The organism is Gordonia westfalica (genome assembly GCF_900105725.1).
Classification (GTDB): Bacteria; Actinomycetota; Actinomycetes; order Mycobacteriales; family Mycobacteriaceae; genus Gordonia; species Gordonia westfalica.
This window is the reverse complement of sequence record NZ_FNLM01000034.1, coordinates 2,048,568-2,064,801: the sequence shown is the minus strand read 5'-3', so window position 1 is coordinate 2,064,801 and position 16,234 is coordinate 2,048,568. Positions and strand designations below refer to the sequence as shown.

Sequence of the window (16,234 nt, the reverse complement as noted above, 5' to 3'; positions counted from 1 at the left end):
CACGGCGCCGCCGCATCGGTGTGATTACTCATACCCGGCCGGGTGAAATGGCTGGTCACGGCGCTCCGCGGGTCGGCGCGCACAAATCGGTCGCGACGATCTGGGAGAATGGTCGGCGATGACTTCACCTGCCCTGACCGCGACCGTCGACCTCGGCGCCATCGCGCACAACGTCGACGTGTTGCGTACCGCCTCGAATGCTGCCGTGATGGCGGTCGTGAAGGCCGACGCCTACGGCCACGGCGCCGTCCCGGTTGCGAAGGCCGCCCTGGCCGCGGGTGCCGCCGAGTTGGGCGTCGCGCACATCACCGAGGCCCGCGCACTGCGTGCGGCCGGTGTCGACGCCCCGATCACCGCCTGGCTGCACGCCCCGGGCGCGGACTTCGAGGGAGCGGTCACCGACCACATCGGGATCGCGCTGTCCTCGTCACGACAGCTCGACGCCGTGGTCGCCGCCGCTCGTGCGACCGGCGTCGCGGCGAGCGTCACGGCCAAGGTCGACACCGGACTCAACCGGAGCGGCATCGCCGCCGAAGAATGGGACGACTTCGCCGAGCAGGTCGCGAAGGCGCACGCCGAGGGCGCGGTCACCCTCCGTGCGGTGATGTGTCACCTCGCCCGCGGTGACGAACCCGACCATCCGCTCAACAGTGAACAGGCCGCCCGGCTCGACGCCGCGGCCGCCGACCTCGCCCGCCTCGGCGCCGCGCCCGAGATCATGCACATCGCGAATTCGCCTGCGGCGCTGACCCGTCCGGACCTGGCGCGCGACATGGTCCGGCCCGGGGTCGCTGTCTACGGCCGGACGCCGGTCCCCGAGCTCGGCGACTTCGGGCTCATTCCGGCGATGACGCTGTCCGCGCCGGTCGCCCTGGTCAAGAAGGTCGCCGCCGGAGCGGGCGTCTCCTACAGCCACACCTGGATCGCACCGCACGACACCGTCGTCGCGGTGATCCCGCGGGTTATGCCGACGGCGTGCCGCGACTGCTGTCGGGTCGCATCAAGGTCCGGATCGGCGACCGCCTCTTCGGCGGGATCGGCCGGATCTGCATGGATCAGCTGGTCATCGACCTCGGGCCGGACGGGGCCGGGGTCCGGGAGGGCGACGAGGTCGAACTCTTCGGCACCGGGGCCCGCGGCGGCCCCACCGCCAAGGACTGGGCCGACGCCATCGGCACGATCGACTACGAGATCGTGTCCCAGATCGGCAACCGCGTGGTCCGGCGCTACCTGAACGCGGGCTCGCCTCGCGGTGACGCGGTGGCCGACGAGTGAGCGGGGTGAGCGTGGTGGACGAATCCGAACGCATCGGGCTGCTGGCCGGGGTGGCCGGTGTCGCGGCGCTTGGCGGTATGGCGGCGATCGGCGCGGCGCGCAACATCGCGCGCAAGAGCGTCGTCGGCAAGGCCGATCCGCACGCCGACATCGACCTCACCGCGCTGTACGACGAGCAGGCGTGGACGGTGACCACCGACGACGGCCTCGACCTCGCGGTCCGGACCGTCGACCTCGGTGACGTCGCCGACGGCACACCTCCCGAGCTCACCGTCGTCTTCGTGCACGGATTCAGCCTGCGACTGGCGAGTTGGCATTTCCAGCGCGAGCAGCTCGCGGCGGACTGGGCCGATCGCAACTACCGGTTCGTCTTCTACGACCACCGCGGACACGGCGAGAGCGATCCCGCGCCGGCCGAGACCTGCACGATCGCGCAGCTCGCCGACGATGCCGCGGCGGTGATCCGTTCGACGGTGACCAGCGGACCCGTTGTGGTGGTGGGTCATTCGATGGGCGGGATGACGGTGATGGGTCTGGCGCGCCGTCACCCGGCGCTGTTCTCGTCCGCCGGTCCGGTCGCCGGCGTGGGTCTCGTCGCAACTGCGTCGCGCGGCCTCACCGAGGCGGGACTCGGTGAGGGACTGGGCAATCCGGTTGTCGATGCCTTCCGCCTGAGTGTCCGGCGCGCACCGCGTCTGGTCCAGGCCGGCCGCGGACTGACCCGCCAGGCGCTCGAGCCCGTGCTCGTCGCGGCCAGCTTCGGTCCGGCGTTCTTCAGCCCGGCACTCGGACGTGCCGTGGAGAAGATGATCCAGAACACGCCGATCGAGACCATTGTGAATTTCTTGCACGCCTTGGAGATCCACGACGAGTCGACGGCGCTGCCGGTGCTGGCGCAGGTGCCCACGACCGTCGTGTGCGGCGACAAGGACCGGTTGACGCCCCTGCCGAACTCGGTGCGCATGTACTCCCAGCTCGGTCCGGATTCCCGTCTGGTGGTGGTCAAGGGGGCCGGTCACATGGTTCAGATGGAGGAGCCCCGATTGGTCAGCGACGCGATCGTCGATCTCGTGGACCGCGCACGGATCGCCCTGCCGGCGCCCCGGCGGCGCTGGTGGAAGAAGCGGGCTAAGGCATGAGCGCCCACCCGACGCCGGTCACCGACCGGACCGGAACCCGCGAGCTGCCCGAGGTCGCCGACACCGAGGCGTTCGGCGCCGAACTCGCGACCGTGCTGTCACCCGGTGACCTGGTGATCCTCGACGGTCCGCTCGGTGCGGGCAAGACCGCCCTGGCGCGCGGTATCGGCGCAGGTCTGGGGATCGAGGGCCGCGTCACGTCGCCGACCTTCATCATCGCGCGCGAGCACCGGCCGGGCCGTCCCGGCGGTGCGGCGATGGTCCACGTCGACGCGTACCGGCTCGGGCTGGCGGGCGGCGACGGGGAAGGGGGACCGGCACGAGGCGGTCTCGACGAACTCGACGCCCTCGACCTGGACACCGAGCTGACCGACGCGGTCGTGGTGGTCGAATGGGGTGAGGGTGTGGCCGAGCGGCTGGCCGAGCGATACCTGGTCGTGCGGTTGCGTCGCGACGTGGACACCGATGTGCGACATGTGGAATGGGAGTGGGTGACCGACAAATGAGTTCGGCTGAACGGGGGGTCGACGCGGCGCGGACGGTGCTCGCGATCGACACCGCGACCGACTCGGTGGTCACCGGGGTCGTCGAACTGACCGGCGAGACGATCGCCGACGTGCGGGTGCTCGCCGAACGCGTGGTCACCGACCATCGCCGGCACGCGGAGCTGCTCACCACCCTCATCGCGGAATGCCTTGCCGAATCGGGGATCTCCCGCGACGCCCTGTCCGCGGTGGTCGTCGGCTGCGGACCCGGGCCGTTCACCGGCCTGCGCGTGGGCATGGCCACCGGCGCGGCCTTCGCCGACGCACTCGGCATCCCCGCGTACGGCGTCTGTTCGCTGGACGCGCTCGCCCTCGAGACGATTCCGCCCGCCGCGAGCCCGGATGTCCTCGTCGTCACCGACGCCCGACGCCGAGAGGTGTACTGGGCGTTGTACCGCGACGGGGCGCGGGTGCGCGGACCCGAGGTCACCGCGCCCGCGGCGGTCGCCGAGGAGCTGTCCGCGGTGTTCACCGCAGGCGAGGTCGGAGCGGTGTCCGGTTCGGCGGCGCATCTCGAGCTGGTCGGCTGGACCGGTGCGCCGCCGCAGGTGACCGTCCCGTCGGCCCGCGGACTCGTCGCCGCGGCCGCATCGGCGATCGAGGCCGGCGGGGTTCCCGAACCCCTTGTGCCGCTTTATCTCCGACGCCCCGACGCGGTCGAGCAGAGGGCCCGGAAGCTGGGGGCGGCACGATGACGGCCCCGGAGCTGATCATCGATGCGCTGACCTACGGCGACATCCCGCAGTGCGCCGCGCTGGAGAAGCAGATGTTCGCCGAGGACTCGCCGTGGCCGGCGTCGGCGTTCCGGGCCGAACTGAACGCGCCGTACAACACCTACTTCGCGGCGCGGGAACGCGCGGGCGGCGAGGTCATCGGCTATGCCGGGATCTCCACGCTCGGCCAGCCGGACGCCTATGAATGCGAGATCCACACGATCGCAGTCGATCCCGCCCACCGCGGGCGGGGCATCGGCAAGACGCTGCTGGAGGCGATGCTGACGGTGGCCGATGCGGTCGACGCCCCGGTCTTCCTCGAGGTCCGCACCGACAACGACGTCGCGATCACCCTGTACTCCCGGCATGGGTTCAGCACTGCCGGAATCCGCCGTAACTACTATCAGCCGTCCGGTGCGGATGCGTACACGATGTTGCGGGTCCCGAGTTCGGGACGGCCGCTCGAACCCGAGGAGGGCCCGGCGTGATCGTCATGGGCATCGAGAGTTCCTGCGACGAGACCGGAGTCGGCATCGTGCGCTGGACGCCGGTCGACGGTGACGCGCCGGGTCACGCGACGCTGCTCGCCGACGAGGTCGCCTCGAGCGTCGACGAACACGCGCGCTTCGGCGGCGTGGTCCCCGAGATCGCCTCGCGCGCACACCTCGAGGCCATCGTGCCGACGATGCGCCGTGCCCGCGAGGCCGCCGGCATCGACCGGCCCGACGCCATCGCGGTCACCATCGGACCCGGCCTCGCGGGCGCGCTGCTCGTCGGCGTCGCCGCGGCCAAGGCGTACGCCCTCGCCTGGGACGTCCCGCTGTACGCGATGAACCATCTCGGCGGACACGTCGCGGTGGACACCCTCGAACACGGACCGATGCCCGAGTGCGTCGCCCTGCTCGTCTCCGGCGGTCACACGCATCTGTTGCACGTCACCGATCTCGCGGAGCCGATCGTCGAACTCGGCACCACTGTCGACGACGCGGCGGGGGAGGCCTTCGACAAGATCGCCCGACTGCTCGACCTCGGTTTCCCGGGCGGCCCGGCTCTCGACCGTGCCGCACGTGACGGCGACCCGAAGGCCATCGCGTTCCCGCGCGGGATGACCGGACCGCGCGACGCCCGCAACGACTTCTCCTTCAGCGGCCTCAAGACCGCCGTCGCGCGGTATGTGGAGAAGTGCGAGCGCGACGGGGTCGCGGTTCCGGTGGCCGACGTCGCGGCGTCGTTCCAGGAGGCCGTCGCCGACGTGCTCACCATGAAAGCGGTCCGCGCGTGCGGTGACCTGGGTGTCGACACCCTCGTCCTCGGTGGCGGCGCGACCGCCAACTCGCGCATCCGCTCGCTCGCCGAGGAACGCTGTGCGGCCGCCGGGATCACGTTGCGCGTACCCAAGCCGCGACTGTGCACCGACAACGGGGTCATGATCGCGACCCTGGGCGCACATGTGATCGCCGGAGGGGCGGCGCCGTCGCCCCTGACGGTGGCTTCCGACCCGGCGATGTCGGTGCGGGTCAGTCAGCTCTGAGGCCTCCACCGGCGCCCGGGGCTCCGTGAGCTGCGATCGCTGCGAGCGAAACACCGGCATTTCGCACCCTCCACCCTTGAGTGCTGGCACTCGCACGTATAGAGTGCTAGTCGGCGCTGAACGAAGCCTCGGACACCCGCGACGACGAGGTTTTGTCCCAGGGCCATGAACGTGCAGATTCTTTCTCAGTACGAAAGTTGAGGACTCACATCGTGGCGAGCGTGAACATCAAGCCGCTTGAGGACAAGATCCTGGTGCAGGCCGTCGAGGCCGAGACGACCACCGCCTCGGGCCTGGTCATCCCGGACTCCGCCAAGGAGAAGCCGCAGGAAGGCACCGTCATCGCCGTCGGCGAGGGTCGGGTCACCGAGCAGGGCAACCGCGTCCCCGTGGACGTCAAGGAAGGTGACACCGTCATCTACAGCAAGTACGGCGGCACCGAGATCAAGTACGCCGGCGAGGAGTACCTGATCCTCTCGGCGCGCGACGTCCTCGCCGTCATCGGCAAGTAGGACTCGGGCTCTACAGACCCCGCGAGTCGTTCGCGACTCGACGCACCGCCCCGGCTCCCCGTGCAGGGGTACCGGGGCGGTGTGCGTTGTGTCGACCGACTCCCGTGAAGAAAGAGATTCATGGCCAAGCAGATTGAATTCAACGAAACCGCGCGGCGGGCGCTCGAGCGAGGCATCGATCAGCTCGCCGACACCGTGAAGGTCACCCTCGGCCCGCGCGGCCGGCACGTGGTGCTCGCCAAGGCATTCGGTGGCCCCAGCGTCACCAACGACGGCGTCACCATCGCCCGCGACATCGACCTCGAGGACCCCTTCGAGAACCTCGGTGCCCAGCTGGTGAAGTCGGTGGCGACCAAGACCAACGACGTCGCGGGCGACGGCACCACGACGGCGACCGTTCTCGCGCAGGCGATGGTCAAGGCCGGCATGCGCAACGTCGCCGCCGGTGCCAACCCGATCGCACTCGGTCAGGGCATCAGCAAGGCCGCCGACGCCCTGAGCGAGGCCCTGCTGGCCGCCGCGACCCCGGTCGCCGGCGAGCAGTCCATCGCCCAGATCGCGACCGTCTCCTCGCGCGACGAGGAGATCGGTGAGATGGTCGGCAAGGCGATGACCGTGGTCGGCGCCGACGGCGTCGTCACCGTCGAAGAGGGCTCGGGCCTGCAGACCGAACTCGAGATCACCGAGGGCGTGCAGTTCGACAAGGGCTTCCTCTCGCCGTACTTCGTCACCGACATCGACAGCCAGGAAGCGGTCCTCGAGGACGCGCTCGTCCTGCTGTACCGCGACAAGGTCAGCTCGCTGCCCGAGTTCCTGCCGCTGCTGGAGAAGGTCGTCGAGGCGGGCAAGTCGCTGCTGATCGTCGCCGAGGACGTCGAGGGGGAGCCGCTGTCGACGCTCGTGGTGAACTCGATCCGCAAGACGATCCGCGCCGTGGCGGTCAAGTCGCCGTTCTTCGGTGACCGCCGTAAGGCGTTCATGGAGGATCTGGCGGTCGTCACCGGCGGCACCGTGGTCACCTCGGACGTGGGCCTGAGCCTGTCGACCGTGGGCCTCGAGGTCCTCGGCTCGGCGCGTCGTGTCGTCGTCACCAAGGACGCCACCACCATCGTCGAGGGTGCGGGCACCAAGGAGGCCATCGCCGGCCGCGCCGCGCAGCTGCGTCGTGAGATCGAGGACTCGGACTCCGACTGGGACAAGGAGAAGCTCTCCGAGCGTCTGGCAAAGCTGGCCGGCGGCGTCGCGGTCATCCGCGTCGGTGCGGCCACCGAGACCTCGCTCAAGGAGCGCAAGCACCGCGTCGAAGATGCCGTCGCCGCAGCCAAGGCCGCGGTCGAGGAGGGCATCATCCCCGGTGGCGGTTCGGCCATCGTGCAGGCGTCGAAGGTGCTCGACGAGCTCGCCGCCTCGCTGACCGACGACGAGGCGCTGGGCGTCCGCGTGGTGCGCGACGCAGCCAAGGCCCCGCTGTTCTGGATCGCCTCCAACGCCGGTCTCGACGGTGCCGTGGTGGTCGACAAGGTGTCCAACCTCGGCCAGAACGAGGGCTTCAACGCCGCGAGCCTCACCTACGGTGATCTCGTCGGCGAGGGCATCATCGATCCGGTGAAGGTGACCCGTTCCGCGGTCGTCAACGCCGCGTCGGTCGCCCGCATGGTGCTGACCACCGAGACCGCGGTCACCGACAAGCCCGCTGAGGAGCCTGCCGGACACGCCGGTCACGGGCACGCCCACTGATCTGGCGGTAGCGGACACGACAGGAGCCGGGCATCCTCCGAGGATGCCCGGCTCCTTCTCGCGTTCGCGGTGGTCGCCGGCGGATCCCTCCTGCCCGCCGGCGGCTACGGACGTCTCAGCTCGCCATGCGGCGTCCGACTCCGCGCTTCATCAGGATGCTGCGCTCGGACTCCGAGAGTCCGCCCCAGATCCCGTAGGGCTCGGCGACGGCGAGCGCGTGCTCGCGGCACTGGGCGATGACGGGGCACTGATGGCACATCTCCTTGGCCCGACGTTCGCGCTGGGCGCGCGCACGGCCCCGTTCCCCGTCAGGATGGAAGAACATCGACGAGTCGATGCCGCGGCAGAGGCCGGACATCTGCCAGTCCCAGATGTCTGCGTTGGGGCCGGGGAGATGATTGGGCTGAGGCATGGCAGCTACTCCTTGTCTAGGGCCGCACCGAGGTGCTCGGTAGAGAAACGTCGATTTCCTGCAACGCTGAGGCTCACATTAAGCGGGCCTGAGAAATGCAGTCAATACCGTCGAAATCGGTCATCGGGAGAGCGAAAGTCTCGGAAATGTTAACGGGGCGTTAGATGAACGAAAGGTACTAGCACAGTGGTCACGAACCGTCGTCATACCCTCTGGTCGGACGAAAGATACATGACCTGAGCTGCGAATACCCAGAAGCCTTCTGATTGCCCGGCGGGCGGCTGCGCACTGACCACGGAAGTACGACCATGTCAACGGTTAACACCCAGGAAATCTGTACATTATCCGCCGGTGATCTGGTCTCAGGATTAACGTTTGGAATCGTTCGTTAAATTCATGCAAACCGGAAAAGAACTAGTGATCAAGACCACGTCGCAGGGCCTCGACAAGGCGTCTGAACAGCGTTGGGAGGCCGCAGTCGACTCCGGAGGCCGGGGTGAGTACGCCGCGGCGCTCACCATGCTGACGCGATTGGGCGAGGACGTGAGGTCCGCGCACGGGGGGACGCCCCACGGGCCGGACGCGGCGGTGCTGTCGCTGTGCCGGAGCACGACGGCCTCTCTGTTGCGGCAGGGCGGTCGCCATGACCTCGCGCACGGGCTCGACGGCCTCGCCTACGGGACCGTCGCCGGTGACGACGGCGCCGGCGTCGATCATGGACGGATCGATCCGGTGCGGGCCGCTCGGGCCGACGCCCTCATCGGGCTCGCCGCCGACAACCTCGGGCTTCTTCGTTTCCGTGCATCGGCGCGCCTTCTCGACCGTGCGCGGGCGCAGCTGTCCGGCCAGGATGGGCAGACCCCGGAGCGATGGGCCTCGGCCGAACCGGTGGACTGGCTCACGCACGGCCGGTGCCGGCTGCGCTGGGAATGGGTCGGCGCCGAACTCGGCCTGTACTCCGGAGACGCCGCGGCGGGGCTGGCGCACGCGGAGGCCGCCGACCTGCTCGTCCGTCATCTGGCGGACACCTCGGACGTGCCGGCTCGGTACCGGCTGAAGACCTCCCTCATCCATGCGGCGGCCCTCGCCGGGGTGGGGGAGACCGAGGAGTCCGCCGCGCGGGCACGTGGCGTCGTCGTCGACGCAGGTGAACACGGTCTGATGCCCCTGGAATGGGCGGCACTGAGCCTGCTCGCCGGTACGGGTGCGGCATCGGCATCGGAGGAGAAGAGGCATCGAGGCCTGCGCGCCACGCTCATCGGCAAGGGCATGGCGCTGACACGGGCTGAGTGATGGCTAAGGTGTTTGAGGGTCTGCCTCGGCGTTCACGTGACGTTCAGGGGTGTCGGGGCCCGTAACAGGGCCGGATCACAGCGGTCAACCGATCTGTAACACGGGGATTCCTACGCGCGATGAAGCTGTCAGGTGGTGAGTTGGACGACGCTGTCCGGGCCGCGGGCCAGGGCGATCGTGCGGCTCTCACGTCAGTCCTCGAAAGCGTGCAGGAACCGATCCTGCGCTATTGCCGAGGACGAATCGGAGTAGGAGAACGCCACCTGTTCTCCGCCGACGACATCGCGCAGGAGGCTTTGATGGCGGTGATGACCGCGCTGCCCCGTTATCGGGACCAGGGCAAGCCGTTCATGGCCTTCGTCTACGGCATCACCTCACACAAGGTCGCCGACGCCATGCGGGTGGCCGCCCGGGTCAAGTCCGATCCGGTGGAGGACGTACCCGAGGTGAGCCACGTCACCGGTGGGCCGGAGCAGTCCGCTCTGGACGCCGACGGCAGCAGGCGGATGCGCGCGTTACTCGAAATACTTCCGGACAAGCAACGCGAGGTGCTGGTCCTCCGGCTCGTCGTCGGCATGTCTGCCGAGGAGACGGCTCAGATGATCGGAAGCACCGCGGGTGCGGTTCGGGTCGCCCAGCATCGGGCGTTGGCAAAGCTGAAAGACGAACTGAAACGGGCAGGGGGTCACGATGAGCGAAGGATCTGACTGGCGTCATCGTCGCTCTGTCCACGGGCGCGAACACCTCGGCCGTCCGGGTCAGCCGCCGGCTGACGGTCGTGAACCCGGAGACGATCTCGAGCGCGAACTCGGCGCGCCCGGTGAGGAGTCGCTGGACCTCTCCGAGGTCGGTTTCGACGAGAACTTCCTCGACGCGCTGTCCCGTGACGTGCCCGTGCCCACGCGTGACGGCGCCGAGTACGAACTCGCAGAACTCCTCTCGGGCTGGCGCAACGAGGTCGTGTCGACCCCGACGCCGCAATTGGTGTCCGTCGACGACGTCGAGCGGGCGATCGAACGCACCGAACGCGCCAGTCGCGGCCGCCGCATGGTGCGCCATCTCCGCGTCGTGTCCGGTGCGGCCGCGATCGTCATCGTTGCCGCCGCCGGCCTGACCGTCCTGTCCGAGGGCTCGCAGCCCGGCGACCCGCTGTGGGGCGTCAAGCAGGTCGTGTTCGCCGAGGCGGCGTCGGAGACGCAAGCCGCGTACGACGTGCGCAACAACCTCGAGAGTGCCGAGGCGGCGATCGCCGCCGGCGACACCCGGGCCGCCGCGAGCTTCATCGCGAAGGCCCAGGGCAGCATGGGACCCATGCGCGACAAGGACACCCGCGAGGAGATGTCGGACTGGATGAACCGGCTCCGCGCCGGGGCCGGTCTGCCCACCACCCGCGCCACGACGTCGACGGCCGATCAGTCGGGGCCCGCGGTGACCGAACCGGGCGCACCCACCAGCCCGGACGTGCGCAACCGGACCGAGGGACCGTCGCCGTCCGACGTCTCGGTGACCACGACACCGACCACCGAGGTGCCCGGCCCCGTCGAGGAGCCGGGTCAGAGCGAGGAGCCGGTCCCGTCGAGCCCGCCGAGCGAGCCGACCGAGGAGACGGTCCCGCCGACGAGTTCCTCGATGTCGCGGACCCCGGCTGATTTCCCCGCCTTCCCGTGGACGCCGCCGCCCGGCGTCGACGCATCGGACGGTCGGCCCCGCTGATCACCCCGAACACATACGACTGCGCCCGTACCGAGAGATCGGTACGGGCGCAGTCGTATGAGAGGGAATGAGTGGTCTGAGGGGGCGGGGAGTCAGCGGCCTTCGTCGAGATGGTTGCGCGCGTCGGCGTAGCCGCGGCAGTAGTCCCAGGTGACGTAGGTGTCGGGGCGCGGGTCGACAGCCGGCTCATGTGGCCGCACGGTTCCGTCGATGAGGAGCTGGATCAGGTTGGCGCGGAGCATGTCCCAGTCGTGGTAGTGGTCCTCGTGGCAGTCGTCGCAGACGACGACGAGGCCGCGGATGCCGCGGTGGGCGAGCAGCGCCTCGTAGACCGCGAGATCGGCCAGGTCCTCCTCGACCGCCAGTCGCTCGTTCTCGTCCAGAGGGATACCCGGCTCCACACTGTCCAGTGCAGAAGCGGGGTCGCTCGGGTCGTCGGCGAACGGATCCGGCGGGAGGCCGGGTGGCAGGTGGTCACGCACACCCCCACGGTAGCCGATCCACAGGCGGTTCCGCCGTAGGCGTCTACAGTATTCGTCCGGTGGAACGCACCTGTCGAAGTGTCCCGTGGAGCCCGGAGTGCACGTGTGACGATCGCCGCATCGGTCGAGTGGATACGATGGACCGATGACGCATGTTCGTACCGGTGGAGACGATCCCGGCAAGGTCGCAATGCTCGGCCTGACCTTCGACGACGTCCTGTTGCTGCCCTCGGCCTCGGACGTGATCCCCAGTGAGGTCGACACCGCCTCGCGGGTGACCAAGAACGTGACGCTGCGCGTGCCGTTGGTGAGCTCCGCGATGGACACCGTGACCGAGTCTCGCATGGCGATCGCGATGGCGCGCGCCGGCGGCATGGGTGTGCTGCACCGCAACCTGTCCATCGAGGAACAGGCCGCCCAGGTCGAGACCGTCAAGCGGTCCGAGGCCGGCATGGTCACCGACCCGGTCACCTGTTCGCCGACCCACACTCTCGCCGAGGTCGACGCGATGTGCGCGCGGTACCGCATCTCCGGCCTGCCCGTCGTCGACGGCAAGGGTGAACTGGTCGGCATCATCACCAACCGCGACATGCGCTTCGAGGTCGACCAGAGCCGCCCGGTCGCCGAGGTCATGACCAAGGCCCCGCTGATCACCGCGCAGGAAGGCGTCTCCGCGGAGGCCGCACTGGGTCTGCTGCGTCGACACAAGATCGAGAAGCTGCCCATCGTGGACGGCAACGGACGCCTGACCGGTCTCATCACCGTGAAGGACTTCGTCAAGACCGAACAGCATCCCCTCGCGACCAAGGACTCCGACGGTCGCCTGCTCGTCGGAGCGGCGGTGGGTACCGGTGGCCCGCAGTGGGATCGCGCGATGGCACTCGCCGACGCGGGTGCGGACGTGATCATCGTCGACACCGCTCATGCCCACAACCGTCTCGTCCTCGACATGGTCGCCAAGCTGAAGGCCGAGGTCGGCGAACGTGTCGACGTCGTCGGCGGCAACGTGGCGACCCGCGAGGCCGCCCAGGCCCTCATCGACGCCGGTGCCGACGCGGTGAAGGTCGGCGTCGGACCGGGCTCGATCTGCACGACCCGCGTCGTCGCCGGTGTGGGCGCGCCGCAGATCACCGCGATCCTCGAGGCGGTCGCGGTGTGCCAGAAGGCCGGCGTGCCGGTCATCGCCGACGGCGGTCTGCAGTACTCGGGAGACATCGCCAAGGCGCTCGCGGCCGGTGCGTCGACCGCGATGCTCGGCTCGCTGCTCGCCGGAACCGCCGAAGCGCCCGGCGAACTCGTTCTCGTCAACGGCAAGCAGTTCAAGAGCTACCGCGGTATGGGCTCGCTCGGTGCCATGCAGGGACGCGGTCAGGCCAAGTCGTACTCCAAGGACCGCTACTTCCAGGACGACGTCCTCAAGGAGGAGAAGCTGGTCCCCGAGGGCATCGAGGGCCGGGTGCCGTTCCGCGGTCCGCTGTCCCAGGTGATCCACCAACTCGTGGGTGGCCTGCGTGCCGCGATGGGCTACACCGGGTCGTCGACGATCACCGATCTCCAGTCCGCGCGGTTCGTGCAGATCACCGCGGCCGGGCTCAAGGAATCGCATCCGCACGACATCACCTTGACCACCGAGGCACCCAACTACTATTCCCGCTGACATCCCACGTGTGTCCCCGGTCCGTTCGGGCCGGGGACACCGTAGGGTCTATGTGCAGCTGAACTCCCCAGAAAGGCGCACTGGTGCGTGACCTCGTCGAAATCGGCATGGGCCGGACGGCCCGACGGACCTACGAACTGGACGACATCAGCATCGTCCCGTCCCGTCGGACCCGTTCCTCCAAGGACGTCTCCACCGCGTGGCAGATCGATGCCTACCGGTTCGAGTCCCCGATCCTGAGTCACCCGACCGATGCGCTGGTGTCGCCGTCGGTGGCGATCGAGCTCGGCAAGCTCGGCGCGCTGGGCGTCATCAACGGTGAGGGGCTGTGGGCTCGTCATCGTGACGTCGACGCCAAGCTCGAGGAGCTGGCCGCCATCGCCGCCGGCGATCCCGATCCGTATGCGGCAGTACGTCATCTGCAGAAGCTGCATGCCGCGCCCCTCGACAGCGGTCTTCTCGCCGAGGCCGTGGCGCAGGTTCGCGACGCCGGTGTCACCACCGCTGTTCGCGTGAGCCCGCAGCACGCTCCGGAACTGACCCCGGCCCTGCTCAAGGCGGGTGTGGAGCTCCTCGTCGTGCACGGCACGATCATCTCCGCCGAGCACGTCGCCCAGGTCGATGGCGAGGGCGCCCGGGAACCGTTGAACCTCAAGACGTTCATCGCCGATCTCGACATCCCGGTGATCGCCGGTGGCGTGCACGATCACCGCACCGCCCTGCACCTCATGCGCACCGGGGCGGCCGGCGTGATCGTCGGCTACGGCTCGGCCGCCGGCGCGACCACCACCGGTGAGGTCCTGGGTATCGGCGTCCCGATGGCGACCGCCATCGCCGATGCGGCGGCAGCACGGCGCGACTACCTCGACGAGACCGGTGGACGCTACGTCCACGTCATCGCCGACGGCGACATCCACAACTCGGGTGACCTGATCAAGGCCATCGCCTGCGGTGCCGATGCCGCTGTGCTCGGCACGCCGCTCGCCGCCTCCGCGTCGGCGCCCGGTGGTGGCTGGTACTGGCCGTCGGCCGCCGCCCATCCCGACACTCCGCGCGGCGCACTGCTGCAGGTTGCCGGCACCGCCGACCGCCCGAGCCTCGAACGGGTCCTCAACGGCCCGTCCGACGACCCGTTCGGTGAGCTCAATCTCGTCGGCGCCCTGCGTCGTGCGATGGCCAAGGCCGGGTACTGCGACCTCAAGGAATTCCAGCGGGTCGGGTTGTCCGTCCACGCCTGACGCTCCCTGAGTAGCGTCCGGAGCTTGCGGAGGACCGTCCGTCCGCTCCCTGAGTAGCGTCCGGAGCTTGCGGAGGGCGCGTATCGAAGGGTAAGGGTGACCTGGGTCATCCCATGTGACAACGGCTATTAGCATGGTCTTCATGGGTTTCGACAAGCTCAACCAGCGAAAGAACGCGCTCAACCAGCGAAAGAACGCGCTCGACCAGCGAAAGAATGCGCTCCAGCGGAAAGCCGCAGCCAGTGGCGACACCGACTTCGATGTCCTGATCGTCGGCTCCGGCTTCGGTGGCAGCGTGAGCGCGCTGCGGCTGGTGGAGAAGGGGTACCGGGTCGGCGTCGTCGAGGCGGGTCGCCGCTTCTCCGACGACGAGTTCGCGAAGACCAGCTGGCGTCTCAACCGCTGGCTGTGGGCGCCGAAGCTGGGGCTGTACGGGATCCAGCGCATCCACGCCCTCAAGGACGTGATGATCCTGGCCGGCGCGGGTGTGGGCGGTGGCTCGCTGAACTACGCGAACACGCTGTACAAACCGCCGACGCCGTTCTTCACCGACCCCCAGTGGAACCACATCACCGACTGGGAGGGTGAGCTCACCCCGTATTACGAGCAGGCGCGGCGGATGCTGGGCGTGGTCACCAATCCGACCGTCACCGACTCCGACCGGATCGTCGCCGAGGTGGCAGAGGAGATGGGCGTCGGCCACACCGTGACCCCGACGCCCGTCGGTGTGTTCTTCGGCGCGAAGACCGGATTCGCCGGTGAACCCGGCGAGACCGTGCCCGACCCGTACTTCGGCGGCGCCGGACCCGAGCGCACCGCCTGCACCGAATGCGGCGCGTGCATGACAGGCTGTCGCGTCGGCGCCAAGAACACCCTGCTGAAGAACTACCTCGGACTCGCGGAACGCAACGGCGCCACCATCATCGACCGGACGACGGTCGACTCCCTCGTGCAGCGGGCCGACGGCTCGTGGGAGGTCGGGACGCACCATTCGTCGTCGTGGGGTCCGCTCGGCCGGCGCAGGCGCACCTTCACCGCCGGTCAGGTGATCCTCGCGGCGGGGACGTTCAACACCCAGCGACTGATGCATCATGCGAAAACCACCACGCTGCCGCAGATCTCGGATGCGATGGGGCGGTTGACCCGGACGAACTCGGAGTCGATCCTGGGCGCGATGGGTTCGCGGGTCGACCCCGAACACGACTACTCGCGCGGCGTCGCGATCACGTCGTCGTTCTACCCGGAACCGAACACCCACATCGAGCCGGTGCGATACGGCAAGGGCTCCAACGCGATTGCGTACCTGCAGACGTTGCTCACCGACGGCGGCACGCGCCGCAACCGGTTCGGGCAGTTCCTGAAGCAGGTCGCGAAGAACCCGTTCCTGCTGGTGCGGCTGCTCGTCGTACGGCAGTGGAGCGAGCGCACGGTGATCGCGCTGGTCATGCAGAACAACAACAACTCGCTGACGACCTTCGTACGCAAGCGGGGGCCGCTGCGTTACGTGACCAGCAAACAGGGCCACGGCGAACCGAACCCGACGTGGATTCCCAAGGGCAACGAGGCAACTCGACGGATGGCGGCCAAGCTGAACGGCGGGATCGCCGGCGGTACGTGGGGCGACATCCTCAACATGCCGCTGACCGCCCACTACCTCGGCGGGTGTGCGATCTCCGACGACCCGGACAACGGCGTCATCGATCCCTACCAGCGCGTGTGGAATTACCCGACGCTGCACGTCACCGACGGTGCGTCGGTCTCGGCGAACCTCGGTGTCAACCCGTCGCTGACGATCTGTGCCCAGGCCGAGCGGGCAGTCGCGTTGTGGCCCAACAAGGGTGAGGAAGACCGTCGGCCCGCGCAGGGGGAGTCGTACCAGCGGATCGACCCCACGGTCCCGGCCGCGCCGGTCGTGCCGGCGGACGCTCCCGGCGCGCTGCGGTTGCCGATCACGCCGGTGACCCGCCCGGGCGTCACCGCCTGACCG

Annotated in this window: 15 protein-coding genes and 1 pseudogene; 14 read left to right on the top strand and 2 right to left on the bottom strand. The window is 69.0% G+C overall.

The window, feature by feature from the left end; genetic code table 11:
- The first annotated feature begins 118 nt into the window (after nt 1–118).
- The 8 genes and pseudogenes from alr (at nt 119) to groL (ending at nt 7,452) form a co-directional block, all read left to right on the top strand.
- Nucleotides 119–1,275: pseudogene (gene alr / locus BLU62_RS14800) on the top strand (alanine racemase).
- Nucleotides 1,272–2,414, top strand: a complete 1,143-nt coding sequence (locus BLU62_RS14795) for an alpha/beta fold hydrolase (protein ID WP_074850242.1) — start codon at nt 1,272–1,274, stop codon at nt 2,412–2,414. Before alr ends, BLU62_RS14795 begins: the two are co-directional and overlap by 4 nt.
- Nucleotides 2,411–2,920: a tRNA (adenosine(37)-N6)-threonylcarbamoyltransferase complex ATPase subunit type 1 TsaE gene (gene tsaE, locus BLU62_RS14790; protein WP_074850241.1), complete on the top strand. Its 510-nt coding sequence runs from the start codon at nt 2,411–2,413 to the stop codon at nt 2,918–2,920. The genes BLU62_RS14795 and tsaE overlap by 4 nt, the downstream gene beginning before the upstream one ends.
- The gene (tsaB, locus tag BLU62_RS14785) at nt 2,917–3,654 is read left to right on the top strand and encodes a tRNA (adenosine(37)-N6)-threonylcarbamoyltransferase complex dimerization subunit type 1 TsaB (RefSeq protein ID WP_074850240.1); all 738 of its coding nucleotides are present in this window, start codon (nt 2,917–2,919) and stop codon (nt 3,652–3,654) included. The genes tsaE and tsaB overlap by 4 nt, the downstream gene beginning before the upstream one ends.
- Entirely contained in the window at nt 3,651–4,160 is a 510-nt protein-coding gene (gene rimI / locus BLU62_RS14780) for a ribosomal protein S18-alanine N-acetyltransferase (protein WP_074850239.1), read from the top strand. Before tsaB ends, rimI begins: the two co-directional genes overlap by 4 nt.
- Complete coding sequence (tsaD, locus tag BLU62_RS14775) at nt 4,157–5,203, top strand: tRNA (adenosine(37)-N6)-threonylcarbamoyltransferase complex transferase subunit TsaD (protein ID WP_074850238.1); 1,047 nt, start codon at nt 4,157–4,159, stop codon at nt 5,201–5,203. The genes rimI and tsaD overlap by 4 nt, the downstream gene beginning before the upstream one ends.
- A 212-nt stretch (nt 5,204–5,415) precedes the next feature.
- The gene (gene groES, locus BLU62_RS14770) at nt 5,416–5,715 is read left to right on the top strand and encodes a co-chaperone GroES (RefSeq protein WP_004019185.1); all 300 of its coding nucleotides are present in this window, start codon (nt 5,416–5,418) and stop codon (nt 5,713–5,715) included.
- A gap of 120 nt (nt 5,716–5,835) precedes the next feature.
- Complete coding sequence (gene groL, locus BLU62_RS14765) at nt 5,836–7,452, top strand: chaperonin GroEL (protein WP_074850237.1); 1,617 nt, start codon at nt 5,836–5,838, stop codon at nt 7,450–7,452.
- 115 nt (nt 7,453–7,567) lie between these two features.
- Here the strand turns inward: groL and BLU62_RS14760 are convergent, their stop codons facing one another.
- Nucleotides 7,568–7,864, bottom strand: a complete 297-nt coding sequence (locus BLU62_RS14760; RefSeq protein ID WP_074850236.1) for a WhiB family transcriptional regulator — start codon at nt 7,862–7,864, stop codon at nt 7,568–7,570.
- Nucleotides 7,865–8,281: 417 nt separating this feature from the next.
- On the opposite strand from BLU62_RS14760, the gene BLU62_RS14755 reads away from it, so the two are divergent.
- The 3 genes from BLU62_RS14755 (at nt 8,282) to BLU62_RS14745 (ending at nt 10,870) form a co-directional block, all read left to right on the top strand.
- Nucleotides 8,282–9,157 carry a hypothetical protein gene (locus BLU62_RS14755; protein WP_074850235.1) on the top strand — a complete coding sequence of 292 codons (876 nt, stop codon included), beginning with the start codon at nt 8,282–8,284 and terminating at the stop codon, nt 9,155–9,157.
- Between the two features lie 119 nt (nt 9,158–9,276).
- Nucleotides 9,277–9,864, top strand: coding sequence for a sigma-70 family RNA polymerase sigma factor (locus BLU62_RS14750; protein ID WP_074850234.1), 588 nt, complete (start codon nt 9,277–9,279; stop codon nt 9,862–9,864).
- A complete protein-coding gene (locus BLU62_RS14745; protein ID WP_074850233.1) occupies nt 9,848–10,870 on the top strand; it encodes an anti-sigma-D factor RsdA in 1,023 nt (340 codons plus the stop codon). Before BLU62_RS14750 ends, BLU62_RS14745 begins: the two co-directional genes overlap by 17 nt.
- A gap of 92 nt (nt 10,871–10,962) precedes the next feature.
- Here BLU62_RS14745 and BLU62_RS14740 read toward each other — a convergent pair whose 3' ends face one another.
- The gene (locus BLU62_RS14740; protein ID WP_074850232.1) at nt 10,963–11,352 is read right to left on the bottom strand and encodes a DUF5319 domain-containing protein; all 390 of its coding nucleotides are present in this window, start codon (nt 11,350–11,352) and stop codon (nt 10,963–10,965) included.
- Nucleotides 11,353–11,497: 145 nt separating this feature from the next.
- Between BLU62_RS14740 and guaB the strand changes: the two genes are divergently transcribed.
- From guaB to BLU62_RS14725, 3 genes are all read left to right on the top strand, one after another.
- Complete coding sequence (gene guaB / locus BLU62_RS14735) at nt 11,498–13,009, top strand: IMP dehydrogenase (protein WP_074850231.1); 1,512 nt, start codon at nt 11,498–11,500, stop codon at nt 13,007–13,009.
- An 83-nt stretch (nt 13,010–13,092) separates the two neighbouring features.
- On the top strand, nt 13,093–14,247 hold the full coding sequence (locus BLU62_RS14730; protein WP_074850230.1) for a GuaB3 family IMP dehydrogenase-related protein: 1,155 nt from the start codon (nt 13,093–13,095) through the stop codon (nt 14,245–14,247).
- 142 nt (nt 14,248–14,389) lie between these two features.
- Nucleotides 14,390–16,231 (top strand): GMC family oxidoreductase N-terminal domain-containing protein, encoded by a 1,842-nt coding sequence (locus BLU62_RS14725; RefSeq protein WP_244278181.1) that lies wholly within the window; start codon nt 14,390–14,392, stop codon nt 16,229–16,231.
- The last annotated feature ends 3 nt before the right edge of the window (nt 16,232–16,234 follow it).